Below are 16,330 nucleotides of genomic sequence, written 5' to 3'. Positions count from 1 at the left end.
GGAGCTTCAGTCTTCGTGGTAGCCATGGGTTACTTACCTGTCTTTCCGACCTTGCGGCGGATCTGCTCACCCTCGTAACGCACGCCCTTGCCCTTGTACGGGTCGGGGCGACGCAGACGACGGATCACCGCGGCGATCTGGCCGACCTTCTGCTTGTCGATGCCCGTGATCGAGAACTTCGTGGGTGTCTCGACCGCGAACGTGATGCCCTCGGGCGCTTCGATGAGGACCGGGTGGCTGTAGCCGAGCGCGAACTCCAGGTTCGAGCCCTTGAGCGCGACGCGGTAGCCGACACCGAAGATTTCCATCTTGCGGGTGTAGCCCTCGGTCACACCGGTGACCAGATTGGCCACCAGCGTGCGGGACAGCCCGTGCAACGAACGGCTGCGCCGCTCGTCGTCCGGACGGGCCACCACGATGGCGCCATCGTCGTTACGCGAGACCTCGATCGGCTCGGCGATGTCCAGGGTCAGGGTGCCCTTGGGGCCCTTCACCGAGACGTTCCGACCGTCGATGGTGACGTCGACTCCGGCAGGAACCGGAACCGGCTGCTTTCCAATACGCGACATGTTCTCGTCCCCCTACCAGACGTACGCGAGGACTTCGCCGCCCACGCCCGATCGAGCTGCCTGGCGGTCGGTGAGCAAACCTGAGGACGTGGAGATGATCGCCACGCCCAGGCCGCCGAGCACCCGGGGCAGATTGGTGGATTTTGCATAGACCCGCAGGCCGGGCTTGCTGACCCGGCGCAGGCCTGCGATGGAGCGCTCACGGCTGGGGCCGTACTTGAGCTGCACCACAAGTGCCTTGCCGACCCGAGCATCCTCGGTGCGGTAATCGGAGATGTAGCCCTCGGTCTTGAGGATCTCGGCGATGTTGGCCTTGATCTTCGAGTGGGGCAGAGTCACCTCGTCGTGATACGCCGAATTGGCGTTACGCAGACGCGTCAAGAAGTCTGCGATGGGATCGGTCATCGTCATGACAGCCGGTACACCTTCCTCGCGGCGGTTCCCAGTCAGGGCCTACCGTGTTAATCAGTAATGAATGCTGGTTACCAGCTGGACTTCTGCACACCGGGCAGTTCGCCCGCATGCGCCATCTCCCGCAAGCAGATACGGCACAGGCCGAACTTGCGGAACACCGCGTGGGGACGACCGCACCGGTTGCACCGGGTGTAGGCGCGCACTGCGAACTTGGGCTTCTTGTTGGCCTTGTTGACCAGAGCCTTCTTTGCCATTGCTCAGTTCTCCTTGAACGGGAAGCCCAGAGCGCGCAGCAGCGCACGGCCTTCGTCGTCGTTCGTCGCCGAGGTGACGACGGTGATGTCCATGCCACGGGGGCGATCGATGGAGTCCACGTCGATCTCGTGGAACACCGACTGCTCGGAAAGGCCGAAGGTGTAGTTGCCGCTGCCGTCGAACTGCTTGGGGCTCAGGCCGCGGAAGTCGCGGATACGCGGGAGGGCGATCGAGACCAGGCGGTCCAGGAACTCCCACATCCGGTCGCCGCGCAACGTGACGCGGGCGCCGATCGGCATGCCCTCGCGCAGCTTGAACTGGGCGATGGACTTACGCGCCTTGCGGATTTCCGGCTTCTGACCGGTGATCAGCGCGAGGTCGTTGACCGCACCGTTGATCAGCTTGGCGTCGCGGGCGGCGTCACCGACACCCATGTTCACGACGACCTTGACCACGCCCGGGATCTGCATCACGTTGGCGTAATCGAACTCTTTGTTGAGCGCGTCCTTGATCTCTTCGCGGTAGCGCTGCTTCAGCCGGGGCTGAACCTTGGCGGAGTTTTCTACTGTGGTCATTCTCAGATGTCCTTGCCGTTGCGCTTGGAGACCCGGACCTTCTTGCCGGACTCCTCGTCGACGCGGTAGCCGATGCGGGTCGGGTTGCCATCGGAGTCGATGACCATGACGTTGGAGACGTGGATCGGCGCTTCCTGCGTGACGATGCCGCCCGAGGAGGCGCCCCGCTCGTTCTGCGACTGCGCGGTGTGCTTCTTGATCCGGTTCACACCTTCGACCAGAACCTTCTCGCGGGTCGGGTAGGCCTCGATGACCTTGCCCTTGGCGCCCTTGTCCTTACCGGAGATGACGAGCACGGTGTCGCCCTTGTGCACCTTCATTACAAAACCTCCGGGGCCAGCGAAACGATCTTCATGAACTTCTTCTCGCGCAGCTCACGACCGACGGGCCCGAAGATGCGGGTACCGCGCGGGTCGTTGTCGTTCTTGATGATGACGGCGGCGTTCTCGTCGAACTTGATGTAGCTGCCGTCGGCGCGGCGGCGTTCCTTGACGGTGCGCACCACCACTGCCTTGACGACGTCGCCACGCTTGACGTTGCCGCCGGGGATGGCGTCCTTGACGGTCGCGACGATGATGTCGCCGATACCCGCATAGCGCCGCGACGAGCCACCGAGCACCCGGATGCACAAGATTTCCTTGGCACCCGTGTTGTCGGCGACCTTGAGCCGCGATTCCTGCTGAATCACTCGATCTCCTGACCTGGTTTTGTATGCACGCCAGATACCGACCTGGACGTACGCGGTCTTTGTCACTTCAGGGCACGCAGGGCTGACAGTAAAACTGCACACGCCAGCCGAGGTCTGCCCGAGGCAACCCCTACATAGTAGGTGAGCACGTGCTTTGCACCAAATCGTCGCCGATACCCCGGCGACTTCGGTCGGATTCCGTGCGCCGACGGCACCGAACCTCACCCGAAACGCACGTCAGCGGCCGTTGCTGCGCTCGGCAGCGGCGGCAGCGGCCAGCACCAAGGCGTCGGCGTGTCGGGCACCCACGATCTGCAGACCGCACGGCGCGCCGCCGGCCCATCCGGCGGGCACCGAGATGGCCGGCTGGCCGGTCAGGTTGAAAGGGTAGGTCACCGCGAGCGCACCCCAGTGGTCCACCTCGTGGCCGTCGATCTCGGTCGGCATCGGTCCCTCGGCATCGAATGCGGGTACCTGCGTGGACGGTGTCAGCAGCAGGTCCATCTGCTCGAACGCGTCGGCGGTGGCCGCCACCAGCCTGGCCCGTGTCTCGTGTGCCTGCAACAGCGTCGACACGGTCAACTCACGCGCGGCGTCGACATAGCGGCGCACCGACGCGTCGACCTCGACATCGCCGGGGCCACCGGAGCCCGCCGCGGCAACGGCGGCGTACACATCTGGTGCCGACAGCACCCGAAAAGCCGCGGCACAGTCTGGATCTATCGGGACCTCGACGCTCACCCGCACCGCACCGGTGGTCGCGAGAAACCGCTGCGCGGCCACCTCCGCCACCGCCGCAACCTCGGGATCGCACGGCGCACCGCCCAGCGTGGGCAGGAACGCCACCCGCAGGCCACGCAGGTCGATCTCGTCCAATGCGGCCTCCAACAGCGGAGCGGGAACCGACGCGCGGTCGGCGGGATCGAGACCGGTCACACTGTCGAGCACCCGGGCGGTATCGCGCACCGTGGTGGTCAGCACCCCGTAGTGATCGTTGTCGGCGACCCCGCTATGTCGGGGCCCGCGCGGGACCACACCGTAGGTCGCCTTGAACCCGACGAGCCCGCAATAGGCGGCTGGAATCCGTAACGACCCCGCTCCATCGGTGCCGGTGGAGAAAGGCACCATCCCGGCTGCCACGGCCGCCGCCGATCCGCCACTGGAGCCACCAGGTGTCAACCGTGGATTCCACGGGTTGCGGGTCACCCCGTGCAACGGGGAGGCAGTGAACGACGCCCGGCCGAACTCCGGCGAGGTGGTCAACCCGACGGGGACCGCGCCGGCGCCCACCGCACGGTTAACCAACGTGCTCGTGTGATCGGCGATCCGCCCTTCATAGAGCCGACTCCCCATCGCGTAGGGCCAGCCGAACACCGCGTGCAGCTCTTTCACGCCCATCGGCACGCCGGCAAGCGGACCGGGATCCTGACCGGCAGCCACGATCCGGTCGATCTCGGTGGCCCTGGTCATGGCGCCGTCGCGATCCACGTGCACGAACGCATTGAGCTCGGGGTCGGCGGTCTCGATGGCACACAGCGCCTCGGCGACCACCTCGCGGGCGCTGAGCCGTCCGGATCGGACCCGCTCCGCGGTGTCCACCACCGGTGAACCAACTGTCCGGGAAAATGCCGCGGTCACAACATCACCACTGCCGCAACGGATGTCGCCACCAATAGTCCGGTCACGACCGGTATGAACAGGCGTCGGGCGAGATCGATCACCGATACTCCGGTGAGGCCTGCCACCACGATCAGCGAGGACCAGATCACCAACGTTCCGCCACCCGTCCAGCTCGCCCCGTTCTGCGCGATCGCGGCCAGGGTCGCCACATCGGCTCCCGAGTTCTCCCCCAGTGAGGCGGCCAGCGATCCGGTGAACGGTAGGCCAGGCCAACCGCTGCCGTCGAGACCTATCACCATGCCGATGACCAACATCGCAAACGCCGCGATGACCGGTATCGCCGGGATCAGCGGTTGCACCCTGGACACCGCGTCGAGGAGAAATGCCGGCGCCGCGACGTCCTCGGGCAGGCCGAGGATGGTCCCCGAGTAGTCCGACAGCCCGATGTAGACGAAGCCGGCGACCGGAATGACCATTCCCATGGTGCGGAACGAGAAGGCGATGCCGTCGGTGAAGTGGTCACCCACCTCGGCCAGCCACCCGTGCCGCACAGAGATGACGGACACCGCCACCAATGCCAGCGCCGCCGTGCCACCCACCAGCGGGGCGCCCAATCCTTCGTCGATATTGGGCAACCAATTGGTGAACCGGCCGAGCAGCATGAACAGCAGCAGCGCTGCGAACAGTGTCGGAATCGCCACCGCGATGACGCGCGCGGCCCCCGAAACCCGCTGGGAATCCGATGTTTCGGTGGCGACGCGGACCGCGGAGGGGTCGGTAGCGGCGGCCGCGGCATCGTCGGGTCCACCGCCCTCGGCGACCGCCTGGACCGGAAGGACCACGGCCGCCGCGGCCGCGGGGGTGAGCATTTTGGTTCGGACGTCGCGGAGATAGGCGACGGTCAGGGCCACCACCCCGGCGATCAGCGCGATGATGGTGGCGCGGATCGCGATCGATCCGGCTGACACATCGGCACCGTCGGCCGACAACGAGGGGGCCACGCCCATGATGAGGTCCGAGCTGAGCGCCATGCCCTGACCGGTGATGGCGATCGCCAATGCCGCACCGAAAGGCGGCAATCCCACCCGTACCGCCGCGGGCAGCAGGATCGCCGCGATCAACGGCAGGACCGGGGTCGGCCAGAAGGACAGCGACAGCAGGAAGGTCACGACCGCCAGCACGACGTAGGCAGTGTGCCCGTTGCGAAACAGCGAGCGCAGGGGTGCGATCATCAGCGCGTCGGCACCGGCGCGGCGTACCGCTCCCAGCATTGCGGTGACCAGAGCGATCACCAGGAAGATCGGTAGCAGCTCACGGGTGCCGACGATGGCGGCGTTGAACAACGCCGCCAGTCCGGTGGTGACACTGCCCCCGAAGGCCGTCGCGGTGAGGAAGGTGGCCAGCAGTGCCGGCGCCACGACATTCTTCTTCGCTATGACGGTGATGATGAGTGCGACGAGTCCGAGCAGATAGCAGTAGTGGGCGAGAGTCACCTGGAGAACCTTCCTGGAACCGAGCGCCATGGTGTGGCGATCCGAAAAGCTTTCAACAGCAGTCGAACCCGCCGGGACCACATTGCGGTGCTGTTGTCACCGCGGTGGGTCGTGCGGTTGCGCCGCTACGCCCCGGCGTCGTGCAGACCCTGATTCTGTACAGCGCCGGCCCCTGCGGCAATCCCGAAAAGGCACACCGCACAACCGGTCAGCCGTGCACAGTGTCCAGATGTGCAGCCAGAATCTCATTTCGCTGCGCACCGTGCACGGTTGTGCGATCATGAGCAACCCGCTAGCCCACCGCGGCGACGAGTTGCACTTCGACCGGAGCGCCCGACGGTAACGACGCCACTCCAATCGCACTGCGGGCCGGAATGTTTCCCGGACCGAGAACCTCGGTGAGTGCTGCCGTGGCGCCGTCGGCCACCGCGGTCAACGACGTGAAGTCGGCGGTGCATGCCACGTATACCGTCATCTGCAGACAGCGAACGTCGCCGGTACCGCCCGGCTGCACCGACCGCACCGCGGCCACCGCATTACGCGCAGCCAACCCGGCGGCTCGGTAGGCGGTTTCGACGTCGACGTCGGCACCGACCGTACCTACCACGTCAAGCACGCCATTGCGGCGTGGCGTCATCCCAGCGGTGTGCACGATGCCGGCGTGCAGTACCGCCGGCGCATAGTCGCCCTGCGGGGGTGGCGCACAGCGGTCAGTCGACACCGAGCGCCACACCTTCCTGCCGGGGGTCGGCCGCGCCGCTGAGGATGCCGCGGTCATCCAGCGAGATCAATTGGGCGCTGCCGCCGGCACCCCTTCGCGGTTGGACGGTGACCCGGTGTCCCCATTGCGCGAGTTCCTCCCGAACAGTGACCGGCACCGAATCCTCGATGCGCAGTTCGTCGGCCGCGCCGATGACGTCGGCGTCCGAACCGGGGAACACGGTGAACCGAGGTGCGGCGACCGCCTCGGCGGGATCGAGCCCGTGATCGAGAATGTGCGAGAGCAGCTGCATGTTCCACTGCACCTGACCATCCCCGCCCGGGGTGTTTCCGACGTGCAGCAGCCCCCCGCGATCGTCGGTCACGATCCAGGCGTTGAGGGTGTGCAGGGGTTTACGGCGTGGGGCGACCTCGTTGGGATGGCCCGGTAGGAGATAGGCGCCGCGGGCGAGACGGTTGTTGAGGACCACACCCGTGCCCGGCACCGTGAACTTCGCACCGAAGGTGAAGGCCAGGGAGTGGATGAAACTGACGGCCCTACCGTCGGCGTCCACGGCCACCGTCGAGGTGGTATCACCCGCACCGACCGAGATCGGGCCGCGAACCTCGATGCGATCATCGAGGTCGCGGCGTTGCATCGCGACCCGCTCCTGCCCCAGCACATAAGCGGCGCCGGCGTTGTCGCTGCCGCACAACTCGAGCCGGTCGGCGAAGGACAGTCTCGCGGCGCGGGCCAACCGGTCGATGGCCGCGCTACTGAGCCAGCGCTGGAATCCGACCACACCGTCACACAGCGCCGCCTGGTGCAGCACCATCCAGCCGGGCGTGGGAAGCGGCGTCTGGTGCACCGTGGCACCTGCGTAGCGGCCGGTGAGCGCCGGTTCGATATCCAATGCGGCACCGGCGGCCCATTCGTCACCGCTGAACGGCGCGCCGCCCGCCCGCAACGCGGAGATCGCGCGTTCGCCGAACGAACCGCGATAGAAGCCCGCTGGGTCGTGTGCCAGCAAGCGGATGGTCGCGGCCAGATCCGGCTGAACGAGTCGATGCCCGACACGCGCCGCACCTCCGCCGCTCGTGTAGACCGCGGACAGACCCGCGTCATCACCGATGGCCGTCAGTGCGGTGCCGACATCACCGGCGGTGCGCGCCGAGCACGGCACTCCCTTCTCTGCGATTCGCGCCGCCTGCGCCCACAGCGCGGGAAGCTCGCGCGTGGCGCCGTTGCGATGTAACACCGCCAGTGCCGCCGGTGCACCCGGCACCGCCACCGCCAGCGGTCCGTCCAGCGGGATGGACGAAAAGCCTTGTTCGGCATAGAAGTCCGGAGTGCCCCCGTCCGGTCCGAATCCCGACCCGTTGACCGTCCACACCCGGCCGTCGGGTTCACGAACCACGGCGAACGCATCACCACCGATACCGCATTGTCCAGGTAGGGTCAGCCAGCACATCGATGCCATCGCCAGCGTCGCATCGACGGCATTGCCCCCGTCGGCCAGTACCCGCGCCCCGGCCAGGCTGACCGCGGGATGGCTGGAGCTGACCATGCCCGCTCCGGACAGGGCAGGCGGGCGAGCCGCATCGGACATCAGACGCTCCGGCGCGCGCGGCGGGTCGGGCCTGCGGGCGTATCACCCGGCGTCACCCCGACGAAGATCTCGCCGTCGCGCTCCTGGCAGGGATAGGTCTTGATCGGCTCGGTTGCCGGTGGACTGATCGGTTCACCGGTCTCCAGATCGAATGCGCTTCCGTGACAGGAGCATCCGATACCGTCGTCACGAAGTTTGCCAGAAGACAGCAGGCAGTCCAGGTGCGTACAGTAGTTGGACGTGGCATAGGCCTTGCCGTTGAGTCTGGCCACCGCGAACTCGTGTTCTCCGGCGTAGAACCGTCTGACGATGCCTTCGGGCACCTGACCCGATCGGGCAATCCGGACGAATTCCGTTGTGGCGTGCTGCATCTGTTCTGTCATGACACTCCTGTCCTAGGGTGTGCTGGGGTTCAGGTAGACGGTCTTCTCATTGAGGTAGAACTCCATCATCGATGCGCCGGCCTGTTCCTTGAAGGTGCCGGCCGACGAGGCCTTGTAGCCACCGAAGGGCGCGTTCATCGCCATCCCCGTGGTGGGCTGGTTGATCTTCACCAGACCGGTCCGCGACCTGCGGGCGAACCGCTGCGCCACACTCAGATCGTTGGTGACGATGGCCGCCGACAGCCCGAAGTCGGTGGCATTGGCCAGCTCGATCGCCTCGTCCATGTCTGCCGCGCGTTGGACGGCCACCAAGGGTCCGAAGACCTCCTCGTCGACGATGCGCATCCCGGGCGTGGCCCCGGTGAAGATCGCGGGACGGACGAAGTACCCGCCCGGTGCGCCACCGGGAGTGACGGATCCACCACCGCAGCGCAGGGTGGCACCGTCCTCGATGCCCGCCTGCAGATAAGACCGGAACTTCGCGTACTGGGCGGCGCTGGCCAGCGCGCCCATATCGATGCCGGGTTCTGCACCCGGACCCACCTTGATCGCCTCGGCCCGCGTGACCAGGGCATCGACCACCGCATCGTGGTTGGCGTCCGTGACGATCACCCTGCTGGTACCGGTACACGCCTGGCCGGACAGTCCGAAGGCCCCTTTGGCGATCAGCGCCGCCGCGTGTTCGGGATCGGCGTCCGCCGCGACGATCACCGGGTTCTTGCCGCCCATCTCCAACTGCACCCGACGGTGCGGGCCGATCTGGGCGTGGATGGTTCGGCCGACGTCGGTGGACCCGGTGAACGTGATCGCCGCGATTCGTGGGTCGGTGGTGACGGCGGCTCCCGCGATACCGTCACCCTGCACCAATGCGATCACGCCCGGCGGCAGGCCACCGGCCAACAACGCTTCGACCAGTCGCTGCCCCATCAGCGGGGTCAGTTCGGAGGGCTTGAACAGCACCGGATCTCCGACGGCCAGCGCCGGCCCGAGCTTGCGGGAAGGGATGTTGAGCGGGAAGTTCCACGGGGTGATGGCCCCGACGATGCCGATCGGTTCGCGCAGTGTGTAGACCAGGGCATCGCCGGCCGTGGGCAGGGTGACTCCGCCAACGCGGGTCGCCTCGGCGGCATAGAAGCGCAGATTCGACGGGGTGCGGCCGACCTCCATGGTGGCCTCGGCGACGGTCTTGCCCTCCTCACGCACCAATTCGGCGATCAACGCGGCACTGCGCGATTCCAGCTGTGCGGCTGCGGCTTCCAGGATTGCTGCTCGGCGTTCCGGGGACGTGTCAGCCCACTCCGGCGCCGCGTGAACCAGGCCGTCGACGGCACGCGCGACATCCTGGGGTTCCGATGCCGGGAATGTACCGATGACATCGGTCGGGTCGGCCGGGTTCACCCTGGTGAACGTTGCCCCGGATTGCGCGGGCACCCAGGTCCCGCCGATGAAGTTCAGACCCTCGATCATGCCGTCACCTCCGTGTGCTCTTCGTTTTCCTGGTCGCTGTAGGCCAGGTCCCACAGGTCCACATCCTCGTCACCGAGTGCCGTGGGCTCGACATGCCTGCCGAGCAGTTCGCGTGCTATCGAGATGTCCTCGCCCCGTTCGATACTGAGCGCACCGCACAGAACGGGACCGTCGAAGTAGAAGGCGGTGAAGTCCAGGCCGTCCCGGTCGCCGCGCAGTACCGGGGTGCCACGGATGGTGCCCAAGCTCTGGATGTTCCGGCCGAACTGGTCCGACCAGAACCAGTGCGGGTCGTCGTTGACGGCGTCGCGCCCCAGCATCGCGCCGGCCACCGCCACGCCCTGCCGACTGGCATTGTCGAAGTGTTCGACCCGGACATGGCAACCCGCCCGTGCCGAGTAGCGGCGCGCCACATCACCGGCAGCGTAGACGTGGGGTATCGCGGTGCGTCCCGCATCGTCGACGACGATGCCGTCATCGACGTCGAGGCCTGAGGCTGCCGCGGAGGCGACGTTGGGGGTGATACCGATGCCGATCACCGCGATATCGAATTCCTCAGCTGCGGTGCCGCTGCCGATCAGGACGGAGTTGCCGGTGGTACGTAGGTCGGTGACCGATGCCGAGGTGCGGACGTCGACACCGTTGTCGCGGTGCAACGCTGTGATCAGCATGCCCATATCGGCACCGAGCGCCGCGGCCAGCGGTGTCGGCGCGGTCTCCAGCACCGTCACCGCGACACCGGCCGTCGCGGCCGTGGCGGCGAGCTCCAGTCCGATGAAACCGGCACCGATGATGGCCAGCCGACAACCGGGCTGCAGGTGCGGCACCAGTCGGGTGGCGTCGTCGAGGCTGCGCAGATAGTGCACGAGGTCCGGACGCGGCCCCGGCACCGTGAGTCGCCGCGGACTGCCGCCGGTGGCGAACAAGACAGCGTCGGCGACGATCGGGGTGCGACCGGCGAGTTCCACGGTGCGGGTTGCCGGGTCGACACGTGCCACGGTGGTATCGGTGAGCACCTCGACATCATTGGCGGCGCGCCACTTTTCGGGCAGAATCCACAGTGATTCCGCGGTCTCGGCACCGGAAAGGTATTCCTTGGACAGCGGCGGTCGCTGATACGGCGGATGCGGTTCGTCACCGATCAGCAGGATCCGGCCGTCGAAGCCGTGCCGGCGCAGATTGCGCGCGGCGACGGCGGCGGCCTGGCCGGCGCCGACGGTGACGATGGTGCGCGGTGTCATGCCCTCGCTCCCTCTCCGGTGCCCGCCTCGGCGTGCCGTGTGGGCATCGTGTCGATGTAGACGGTGCCGTCGTCGTCGACACGCACCGGGTAGGTGGGTTGGCAGAGGTCCTGGTCGGCCTCGTAGCCTGTCTCCAGATCGAACTGCCACTGGTGGCCGGGACAGATCACCTTGCCGTGCAGCAGTGTGCCCTTGAACAGCGAACGATCCTGGTGCACACAGAGATCGGCGAAGGCATACACCCCACCGTCGGCCTGGAACAAGGCGACGGCCAAGCCGTCGATCTCGACTCGCAGCTTGCGTCGCCTGCCGAGGTCTTTCATGGTGGCCACAGCTGTCCACATGTGCTCTCCCTTTCGGTCGGTTCGGCGCGGCCCGCGCGGGGCGGACCGCGCCGAGACCGGTCAGACCGCTGCCGGCTCCAGTTCCGGTGCGACGTAGGTGTCGTAGAGACCCTTGGTGTACGAGAAGCGCATTTCGGCACCCCAGCGCACCATCTGGAGACAACGCTGCTGCAACTGCGGGGTGTCGGCGTGGTCCAGCACTATCTGGTAACCACGCTCACCGTGCACGACGTCGGAGGTGATGTGCAGATCGAAGAACTCGATCTCGTCCTCGGTGAACTTGTAGACCTCGCGCAGGGGCACGATCTGCTTGGTGTAGATGCTGGGCACCTGCGACTCCAGACCGACCACCAGCGCCGCGGTGGCCACCACGAAGTGCTCACGCGCAGATACCGCGTAGCACCAGGACTGCAGACCCCGCGTGATCGCGTTCATGTTGTTGGGGTCTTCGATGCGTTCCTTGGTGGTGCCGCATGCCTCGCCGAATTTGATCAGCAGGTCGGTGTGCCGAATATCGGCCAGTTCCTCCTCATACATGTTCTGCAGCGTGAAATCTTTTGCGCCGGTGAACTCGTCGGGAGTGTTGGAGTAGATGTTGGCCAGATAATCGGCAAAGGGCCCCACATAGTGAAAGTGATTCTCGGCCCAGCGGGCAAAGTGATGGCGCTTCAACTGGCCATCGGCCCAGGCCTTGGAGAACGAGGCGTTCTTCGCCTCGCGCCCTTTGATGGCGTTCTCCAGTTCGGTCCGGAACGCGGCGCGATCCAACAGTTCGGTCATGGTGAGATCCTTTCGATTCGGCTGGGTACGGAGCGAACAGCCGCCGGCGTGCGACGATTCGCATTCGAACAGGGCTGCACACGCAATCGGCATGCGAAATATGCTCTGCGACAGTGAGATTAACTAGGCTCGTAGCTTTTCGACATGGACAACATCAACGCCGGTACAGTCGGTGGCGAGTCATGCTGCACAGTACTTTCAGCGGGACCCGACGGCCGCAGTCAGCGCCTCGAACTCGGCAAGGATTGCGCCACCGACCGCTTTGTCCTGGGCTCCGTTGCCACCGCTGATTCCGACGCCGCCCACGATCTGACCTTCGAACACCAGCGGAAAGCCGCCGACGAAGACGGCGAACTTGCCCGGCAGCATCTGACTGATACCGAAGGCCTCGTTACCGGGCAAGGCGGGGCCGTTCGGCGGCTCGTTGAACAGGTGCGTGGCCCGTTCGTGCCCGGCTGCGGTAAAGGCCTTGGCGATCGAGATGTCCACACCGGTCAACCTCGCACCCGGAAGCCGATGCAGCGCAAGAACATTGCCGCCGTCATCGCAGATGCACAGCGTCTGCTTGACACCGATCTCTTCAGCCTTGGCCCGGCCGGCGGCGAGCAGGGGCAGGGCGTCGTCGAGGGTGATTCGGTAAACCTGATGCATATCGGCTGACTCCTGTGGTCGTCGGTGACTGGCTGTGCGCCTGGTCAATGTCTACCGAGCTTGCCCACCGAATGCGCTGGTCACTATGTCCGGCATTGACCCGACATTCGGGACAAACTGCACATAGGGTTGCGCTGGCCGACGATGTGATCGTGGCGGTGCACGCCGCCGCAGCCCGGCAGACGCGTCGCACACACGAGGTGAGGGATATGACACCAGCGCACACCCAGGGTGATCGCATGACGGTCGCCGGCATGCTCGACGAATCGTTGATGTCCGCCGCCCGCGTCGTGGCTGGGCACGATCATCTCGATCGCGAATTACACTGGGTACTACCGCTTTCTGAAGTCCTGTCCGGACACGAGACGCTCGACGGCGTCGCCGTCTACGCTCGCCCAGAGGCGTTGCTGGGCAATACCGGCGCGTTGGGTGCGCTGTCCGCACGGGGCGCCACCACGCTGCTGGTCGACGGATCCATACCGACAGGTTTTCCGGCGAGCCTGCCTGTCGGGCTGGTGGTCGTCGAGATGGCCTTCCCGGTGGGGTTCACCGCCCTGAACCGACTACTGGCCGAGCGCGCACTCAATCAGGAAGTGCATGTGATGCGTTATGCGACCCATGTGCACGCGTCTCTGGCCGGGCTTTTCCATCGCGGTGCCGGGCTGCAGATGCTGGTTCGCGAGGTGTCCAACCTGGCTCGCAACCCGGCGATCGCGTTGGACGCACGCGGGCAGATCGTGGCCGTCAACGGCCTCGGCGCCGAGACGGCCACCGCACTCAACACGGTGCTCCTACCGAGACTGACCGTCGACCTTCCCACCGCCGCACGGTTGTCCGCACATCACGACACGCGGATCGAGCACCTCGACGACCCCACCGGCACCTCCTGGACCGCCATCAGCACAGCGATCCGGCTCGGGAAGGCGTTCGAGGGGTGGGTTGCCATCCTGGTCGCCGATCCAGCACCGGGTGGTCACGATGTGGCGCGCCACATCGTCGTCACCGAGCAGGCGACTGCCATCATCGGCTCGGAGATGCTGCGTCAGCACAGTATCGACGAGGCCGAGGAACGCGCCCGTGGGGATTTCGTCCAGGCCCTGGTGCATGGACACTTCTCCAGCGAGCACGATATGCGCACGCGCGCCGAGTACCACGATATCGACATCGACTCACACTTCGGGGTTTTCGTCGCACCGGGCGTGGTGCCGCACGGGGTCGACAATCCGGCCGCAAGCATGGTCCGGCTGGCCCGCTACGCCGCCAACGTGGCACCTGATCCGGCCGTCCGTTCCTATGTGACCGTTCTCGGCGACGTCCTGGTGGTCGTGCGGACATTGCGCGGGCCGGATGGCGATGCCCGCCGCCAGGAGATGGCGCACTACGCCGGAGCGATGTCCGAGGAATTGGAGAACCGCCGGGGCGCCGCGGTCGCGGTGTCCTACAGCAGACCGGCACCGGGTGCCCAGGCGGTCTCGGGCAGTTATCGCGAGGCGCGCATCGCACTGGGCATAGCGCGCCGGCTCAACATGACCGGCGCCGTCTCCTATCAGGACCTGCGCAGTTTCACCGTGCTCGCCGACGTCGCCGAGACCGAGCAGAGCCGCGCGCTGGTCACCGACGTTCTCGGCCCGCTGCGCGCCACTCCGGATCTCCGGGATTTCGTGACCGGGTACCTCGCCAACGGGGGCAACGTCAACGCGACCGCCAGAGCACTCAACGTGCACCGCAACACGATGCTGACCAAACTGGACCGGGTATCTCGAGCGATCGGATTGGACATCCGGCTGCCGGACAATCAATTCACCGTGTGGCTGGCCATCCGGCTGGACCTGTTGACCGAGGTGCACGCCGCCGTGGACCGCGAGGCAAGCTTCCGCTGAAGCTACCGCTCTGCGACCGGGTCGGTCCCCACGAAAGACCCCAGCAGCCCGAGCACCGCCACCACCGCCACCACCGCGAATGCCAGCGCGAAACCGGTTGCGGTCGGTAGCCCGAGGGCGATGGCGACCCAGGCCGCACCCATCGCCGACCCGCCGAACCGCACCAGGTTGAACAGGCCGAGTCCGGTGCCCTGCGCGCCGGCCGGTGAACGCGTCGCGCCGGTGGCCGCCGGCGTCTGCACGAACGCCGTGCCGATACCGATCACCACCAGGATCGCCGTGAAACCCGGCAGTCCATAGGATCTTTCGATCAGATCGGTGGCCACCGCCGCGGCCAGCAGCGCCTGCCCGACGATCAGCAGGCTCAATCCGGTGCGCAACACCCGGCGTGCCCCGAGCCGGTCCAGGTAGCGCCCGACCACCGGCCCCAGAACGACCATCGAGACCGGGATCGCCAGCAGGACCATCCCCGCCACCGAACCCGAATAGCCGCCGGCAACCACATACAGCGGTACTGCCAGCAGCGTCGCGCCAAGACTGAACATGAACGCGAAGGCGCCGAGGGTGCTGCGCATGAATCGCGCCTCGGCCACCAACCGCACGTCGACGAACGGCTCTGGCACTCGCCGGCAGTGCCAGGCGAAGAACACCAGGACCAGCACGGCGGTACCCACCGCCGCACCGACGAGCACCGAGATCCCCTGTGCCGGGATCAAGGCGACGCCCAGGATCAGCAGTCCCGCTCCGAATGTGAGAGCCAGCGCACCCACCGTGTCGAAGTGCATCCTGGTACCCGGGTGCCGCGGGATGTGCAACAGCGTCCCGATGAGCCCGGCGAGGGCCACCGGCACCAGCGGCACGAAAACCCACCGCCACCCCCAGCCGTCGGCGATGAACCCACCCATCGTGGGGCCTATCGCTTGTCCGATTCCGTTGACCGACGCCCACAGCCCGACCGCCTTCCCGCGCCGTTCACCGGCGAACAGCCAGGTCAGCAGTCCGAGCACGGCGGGGCCGAGGGCCGAGGCGGCCGCGCCACCCAGACAGCGCCAGACGATCAGCAGCTCCAGGGATGGGGCCGTCGCGGCACCGACGGCGCATATCGCCGTGCCGACCATCGACGCGCAGTACACGCGACGCCGGCCGAATCGGTCCCCGATCCAGCCGACCAGTGGCATCGTCGCGGTGAAGGTGAGCAGAAACCCGACTACGACGAAAACACCGCTGCCGAGCGGCGCATCGAAGTCTGCCAGGATCGCGGCCATCGGCACATTGACGACGTTGTTGCTCACGGTACCGACCAGGGTCCCGGACAACAGCGCGGCCAGTGCCAGCGGTGTACCGCTGGCATCGGGGCCGGGCGGTCGGGCGACCGAGCGGCTATCGGTATCAGTCATCGCCACCACTGTCTCACTCCGGAACGACGGCCGGCGCCGCCTCCGGCGGTCACGGTGCCCAGTCCGGCCCTCCCGAAATGGACATCATGCACAATGCGCGCGGCGGCGCGTCTGCGCCACCCGCGCCGCCGCCCAGCGCCGCGACGCGAAATGTGGCGCCGATCTTTACGTCGCCGAAACACCGCGACACCAGGATGACAAGGTCAGAACACGTTGCACAGCGGCGGGCGCACAGCGGTGTGCACTCTGTTCGTTGACCCAGCC

The 16,330-nt window shown here is 66.6% G+C and carries 18 protein-coding genes; 1 reads left to right on the top strand and 17 read right to left on the bottom strand.

The window, feature by feature from the left end:
• Positions 1–29: 29 nt before the first annotated feature.
• The 16 genes from rplF to G154_RS11000 all read right to left on the bottom strand — a co-directional run bounded on the left by rplF (position 30) and on the right by G154_RS11000 (position 12,789).
• Complete coding sequence (gene rplF / locus G154_RS11075; RefSeq protein ID WP_019510996.1) at positions 30–569, bottom strand: 50S ribosomal protein L6; 540 nt, start codon at positions 567–569, stop codon at positions 30–32.
• Positions 570–581: 12 nt separating this feature from the next.
• Positions 582–980 (bottom strand): 30S ribosomal protein S8, encoded by a 399-nt coding sequence (rpsH, locus tag G154_RS11070; RefSeq protein ID WP_019510997.1) that lies wholly within the window; start codon positions 978–980, stop codon positions 582–584.
• Positions 981–1,051: 71 nt separating this feature from the next.
• Positions 1,052–1,237, bottom strand: coding sequence for a type Z 30S ribosomal protein S14 (locus G154_RS11065; protein ID WP_019510998.1), 186 nt, complete (start codon positions 1,235–1,237; stop codon positions 1,052–1,054).
• Positions 1,238–1,240: 3 nt separating this feature from the next.
• Positions 1,241–1,813: a 50S ribosomal protein L5 gene (gene rplE, locus G154_RS11060; RefSeq protein WP_019510999.1), complete on the bottom strand. Its 573-nt coding sequence runs from the start codon at positions 1,811–1,813 to the stop codon at positions 1,241–1,243.
• A 2-nt stretch (positions 1,814–1,815) separates the two neighbouring features.
• Positions 1,816–2,133: a 50S ribosomal protein L24 gene (gene rplX / locus G154_RS11055; RefSeq protein ID WP_019511000.1), complete on the bottom strand. Its 318-nt coding sequence runs from the start codon at positions 2,131–2,133 to the stop codon at positions 1,816–1,818.
• Positions 2,133–2,501: a 50S ribosomal protein L14 gene (rplN, locus tag G154_RS11050; protein WP_018601827.1), complete on the bottom strand. Its 369-nt coding sequence runs from the start codon at positions 2,499–2,501 to the stop codon at positions 2,133–2,135. The genes rplX and rplN overlap by 1 nt, the downstream gene beginning before the upstream one ends.
• A 237-nt stretch (positions 2,502–2,738) precedes the next feature.
• On the bottom strand, positions 2,739–4,103 hold the full coding sequence (locus G154_RS11045) for an amidase (protein WP_019511001.1): 1,365 nt from the start codon (positions 4,101–4,103) through the stop codon (positions 2,739–2,741).
• A 32-nt stretch (positions 4,104–4,135) separates the two neighbouring features.
• Positions 4,136–5,614 carry a hypothetical protein gene (locus G154_RS11040; protein WP_031601347.1) on the bottom strand — a complete coding sequence of 493 codons (1,479 nt, stop codon included), beginning with the start codon at positions 5,612–5,614 and terminating at the stop codon, positions 4,136–4,138.
• Between the two features lie 292 nt (positions 5,615–5,906).
• Positions 5,907–6,335, bottom strand: coding sequence for a RidA family protein (locus G154_RS11035; protein ID WP_023985342.1), 429 nt, complete (start codon positions 6,333–6,335; stop codon positions 5,907–5,909).
• Positions 6,325–7,923: a gamma-glutamyltransferase family protein gene (locus tag G154_RS11030; RefSeq protein WP_023985341.1), complete on the bottom strand. Its 1,599-nt coding sequence runs from the start codon at positions 7,921–7,923 to the stop codon at positions 6,325–6,327. The genes G154_RS11035 and G154_RS11030 overlap by 11 nt, the downstream gene beginning before the upstream one ends.
• A complete protein-coding gene (locus tag G154_RS11025) occupies positions 7,923–8,306 on the bottom strand; it encodes a non-heme iron oxygenase ferredoxin subunit (RefSeq protein ID WP_019514070.1) in 384 nt (127 codons plus the stop codon). The genes G154_RS11030 and G154_RS11025 overlap by 1 nt, the downstream gene beginning before the upstream one ends.
• A 12-nt stretch (positions 8,307–8,318) precedes the next feature.
• The gene (locus G154_RS11020; protein WP_019514069.1) at positions 8,319–9,773 is read right to left on the bottom strand and encodes an aldehyde dehydrogenase; all 1,455 of its coding nucleotides are present in this window, start codon (positions 9,771–9,773) and stop codon (positions 8,319–8,321) included.
• Complete coding sequence (locus G154_RS11015) at positions 9,770–11,014, bottom strand: NAD(P)/FAD-dependent oxidoreductase (RefSeq protein WP_019514068.1); 1,245 nt, start codon at positions 11,012–11,014, stop codon at positions 9,770–9,772. The genes G154_RS11020 and G154_RS11015 overlap by 4 nt, the downstream gene beginning before the upstream one ends.
• The gene (locus tag G154_RS11010; protein WP_031601345.1) at positions 11,011–11,358 is read right to left on the bottom strand and encodes a Rieske 2Fe-2S domain-containing protein; all 348 of its coding nucleotides are present in this window, start codon (positions 11,356–11,358) and stop codon (positions 11,011–11,013) included. Before G154_RS11010 ends, G154_RS11015 begins: the two co-directional genes overlap by 4 nt.
• A gap of 60 nt (positions 11,359–11,418) precedes the next feature.
• A complete protein-coding gene (locus G154_RS11005) occupies positions 11,419–12,138 on the bottom strand; it encodes a TenA family transcriptional regulator (protein WP_023985340.1) in 720 nt (239 codons plus the stop codon).
• A 198-nt stretch (positions 12,139–12,336) separates the two neighbouring features.
• Positions 12,337–12,789 carry a heme-binding protein gene (locus G154_RS11000; protein WP_019514065.1) on the bottom strand — a complete coding sequence of 151 codons (453 nt, stop codon included), beginning with the start codon at positions 12,787–12,789 and terminating at the stop codon, positions 12,337–12,339.
• Positions 12,790–12,998: 209 nt separating this feature from the next.
• On the opposite strand from G154_RS11000, the gene G154_RS10995 reads away from it, so the two are divergent.
• Complete coding sequence (locus tag G154_RS10995; RefSeq protein WP_023985339.1) at positions 12,999–14,669, top strand: helix-turn-helix domain-containing protein; 1,671 nt, start codon at positions 12,999–13,001, stop codon at positions 14,667–14,669.
• 2 nt (positions 14,670–14,671) lie between these two features.
• Here the strand turns inward: G154_RS10995 and G154_RS10990 are convergent, their stop codons facing one another.
• Positions 14,672–16,066: an MFS transporter gene (locus tag G154_RS10990; RefSeq protein WP_019514063.1), complete on the bottom strand. Its 1,395-nt coding sequence runs from the start codon at positions 16,064–16,066 to the stop codon at positions 14,672–14,674.
• Positions 16,067–16,330 lie beyond the last annotated feature (264 nt).

It is taken from the genome of Mycobacterium sp. VKM Ac-1816D, assembly GCF_000416385.1.
Taxonomy (GTDB): Bacteria; Actinomycetota; Actinomycetes; order Mycobacteriales; family Mycobacteriaceae; genus Mycobacterium; species Mycobacterium neoaurum_A.
This window is presented reverse-complemented; position numbering and strand designations above follow the sequence as displayed.

Coding starts and splice junctions, on each gene's coding strand:
- G154_RS11020 (WP_019514069.1), bottom strand. CDS start 9,773: ATGATCGAGGGTCTGAACTTCATCGGCGGGACCTGGGTGCCCGCGCAA.
- G154_RS11030 (WP_023985341.1), bottom strand. CDS start 7,923: ATGTCCGATGCGGCTCGCCCGCCTGCCCTGTCCGGAGCGGGCATGGTC.
- G154_RS11015 (WP_019514068.1), bottom strand. CDS start 11,014: ATGACACCGCGCACCATCGTCACCGTCGGCGCCGGCCAGGCCGCCGCC.
- G154_RS11000 (WP_019514065.1), bottom strand. CDS start 12,789: ATGCATCAGGTTTACCGAATCACCCTCGACGACGCCCTGCCCCTGCTC.
- rplE (WP_019510999.1), bottom strand. CDS start 1,813: ATGACCACAGTAGAAAACTCCGCCAAGGTTCAGCCCCGGCTGAAGCAG.
- G154_RS11025 (WP_019514070.1), bottom strand. CDS start 8,306: ATGACAGAACAGATGCAGCACGCCACAACGGAATTCGTCCGGATTGCC.
- rpsH (WP_019510997.1), bottom strand. CDS start 980: ATGACGATGACCGATCCCATCGCAGACTTCTTGACGCGTCTGCGTAAC.
- rplF (WP_019510996.1), bottom strand. CDS start 569: ATGTCGCGTATTGGAAAGCAGCCGGTTCCGGTTCCTGCCGGAGTCGAC.
- G154_RS10990 (WP_019514063.1), bottom strand. CDS start 16,066: ATGACTGATACCGATAGCCGCTCGGTCGCCCGACCGCCCGGCCCCGAT.
- G154_RS11010 (WP_031601345.1), bottom strand. CDS start 11,358: ATGTGGACAGCTGTGGCCACCATGAAAGACCTCGGCAGGCGACGCAAG.
- G154_RS11065 (WP_019510998.1), bottom strand. CDS start 1,237: ATGGCAAAGAAGGCTCTGGTCAACAAGGCCAACAAGAAGCCCAAGTTC.
- G154_RS11005 (WP_023985340.1), bottom strand. CDS start 12,138: ATGACCGAACTGTTGGATCGCGCCGCGTTCCGGACCGAACTGGAGAAC.
- rplX (WP_019511000.1), bottom strand. CDS start 2,133: ATGAAGGTGCACAAGGGCGACACCGTGCTCGTCATCTCCGGTAAGGAC.
- G154_RS10995 (WP_023985339.1), top strand. CDS start 12,999: ATGACACCAGCGCACACCCAGGGTGATCGCATGACGGTCGCCGGCATG.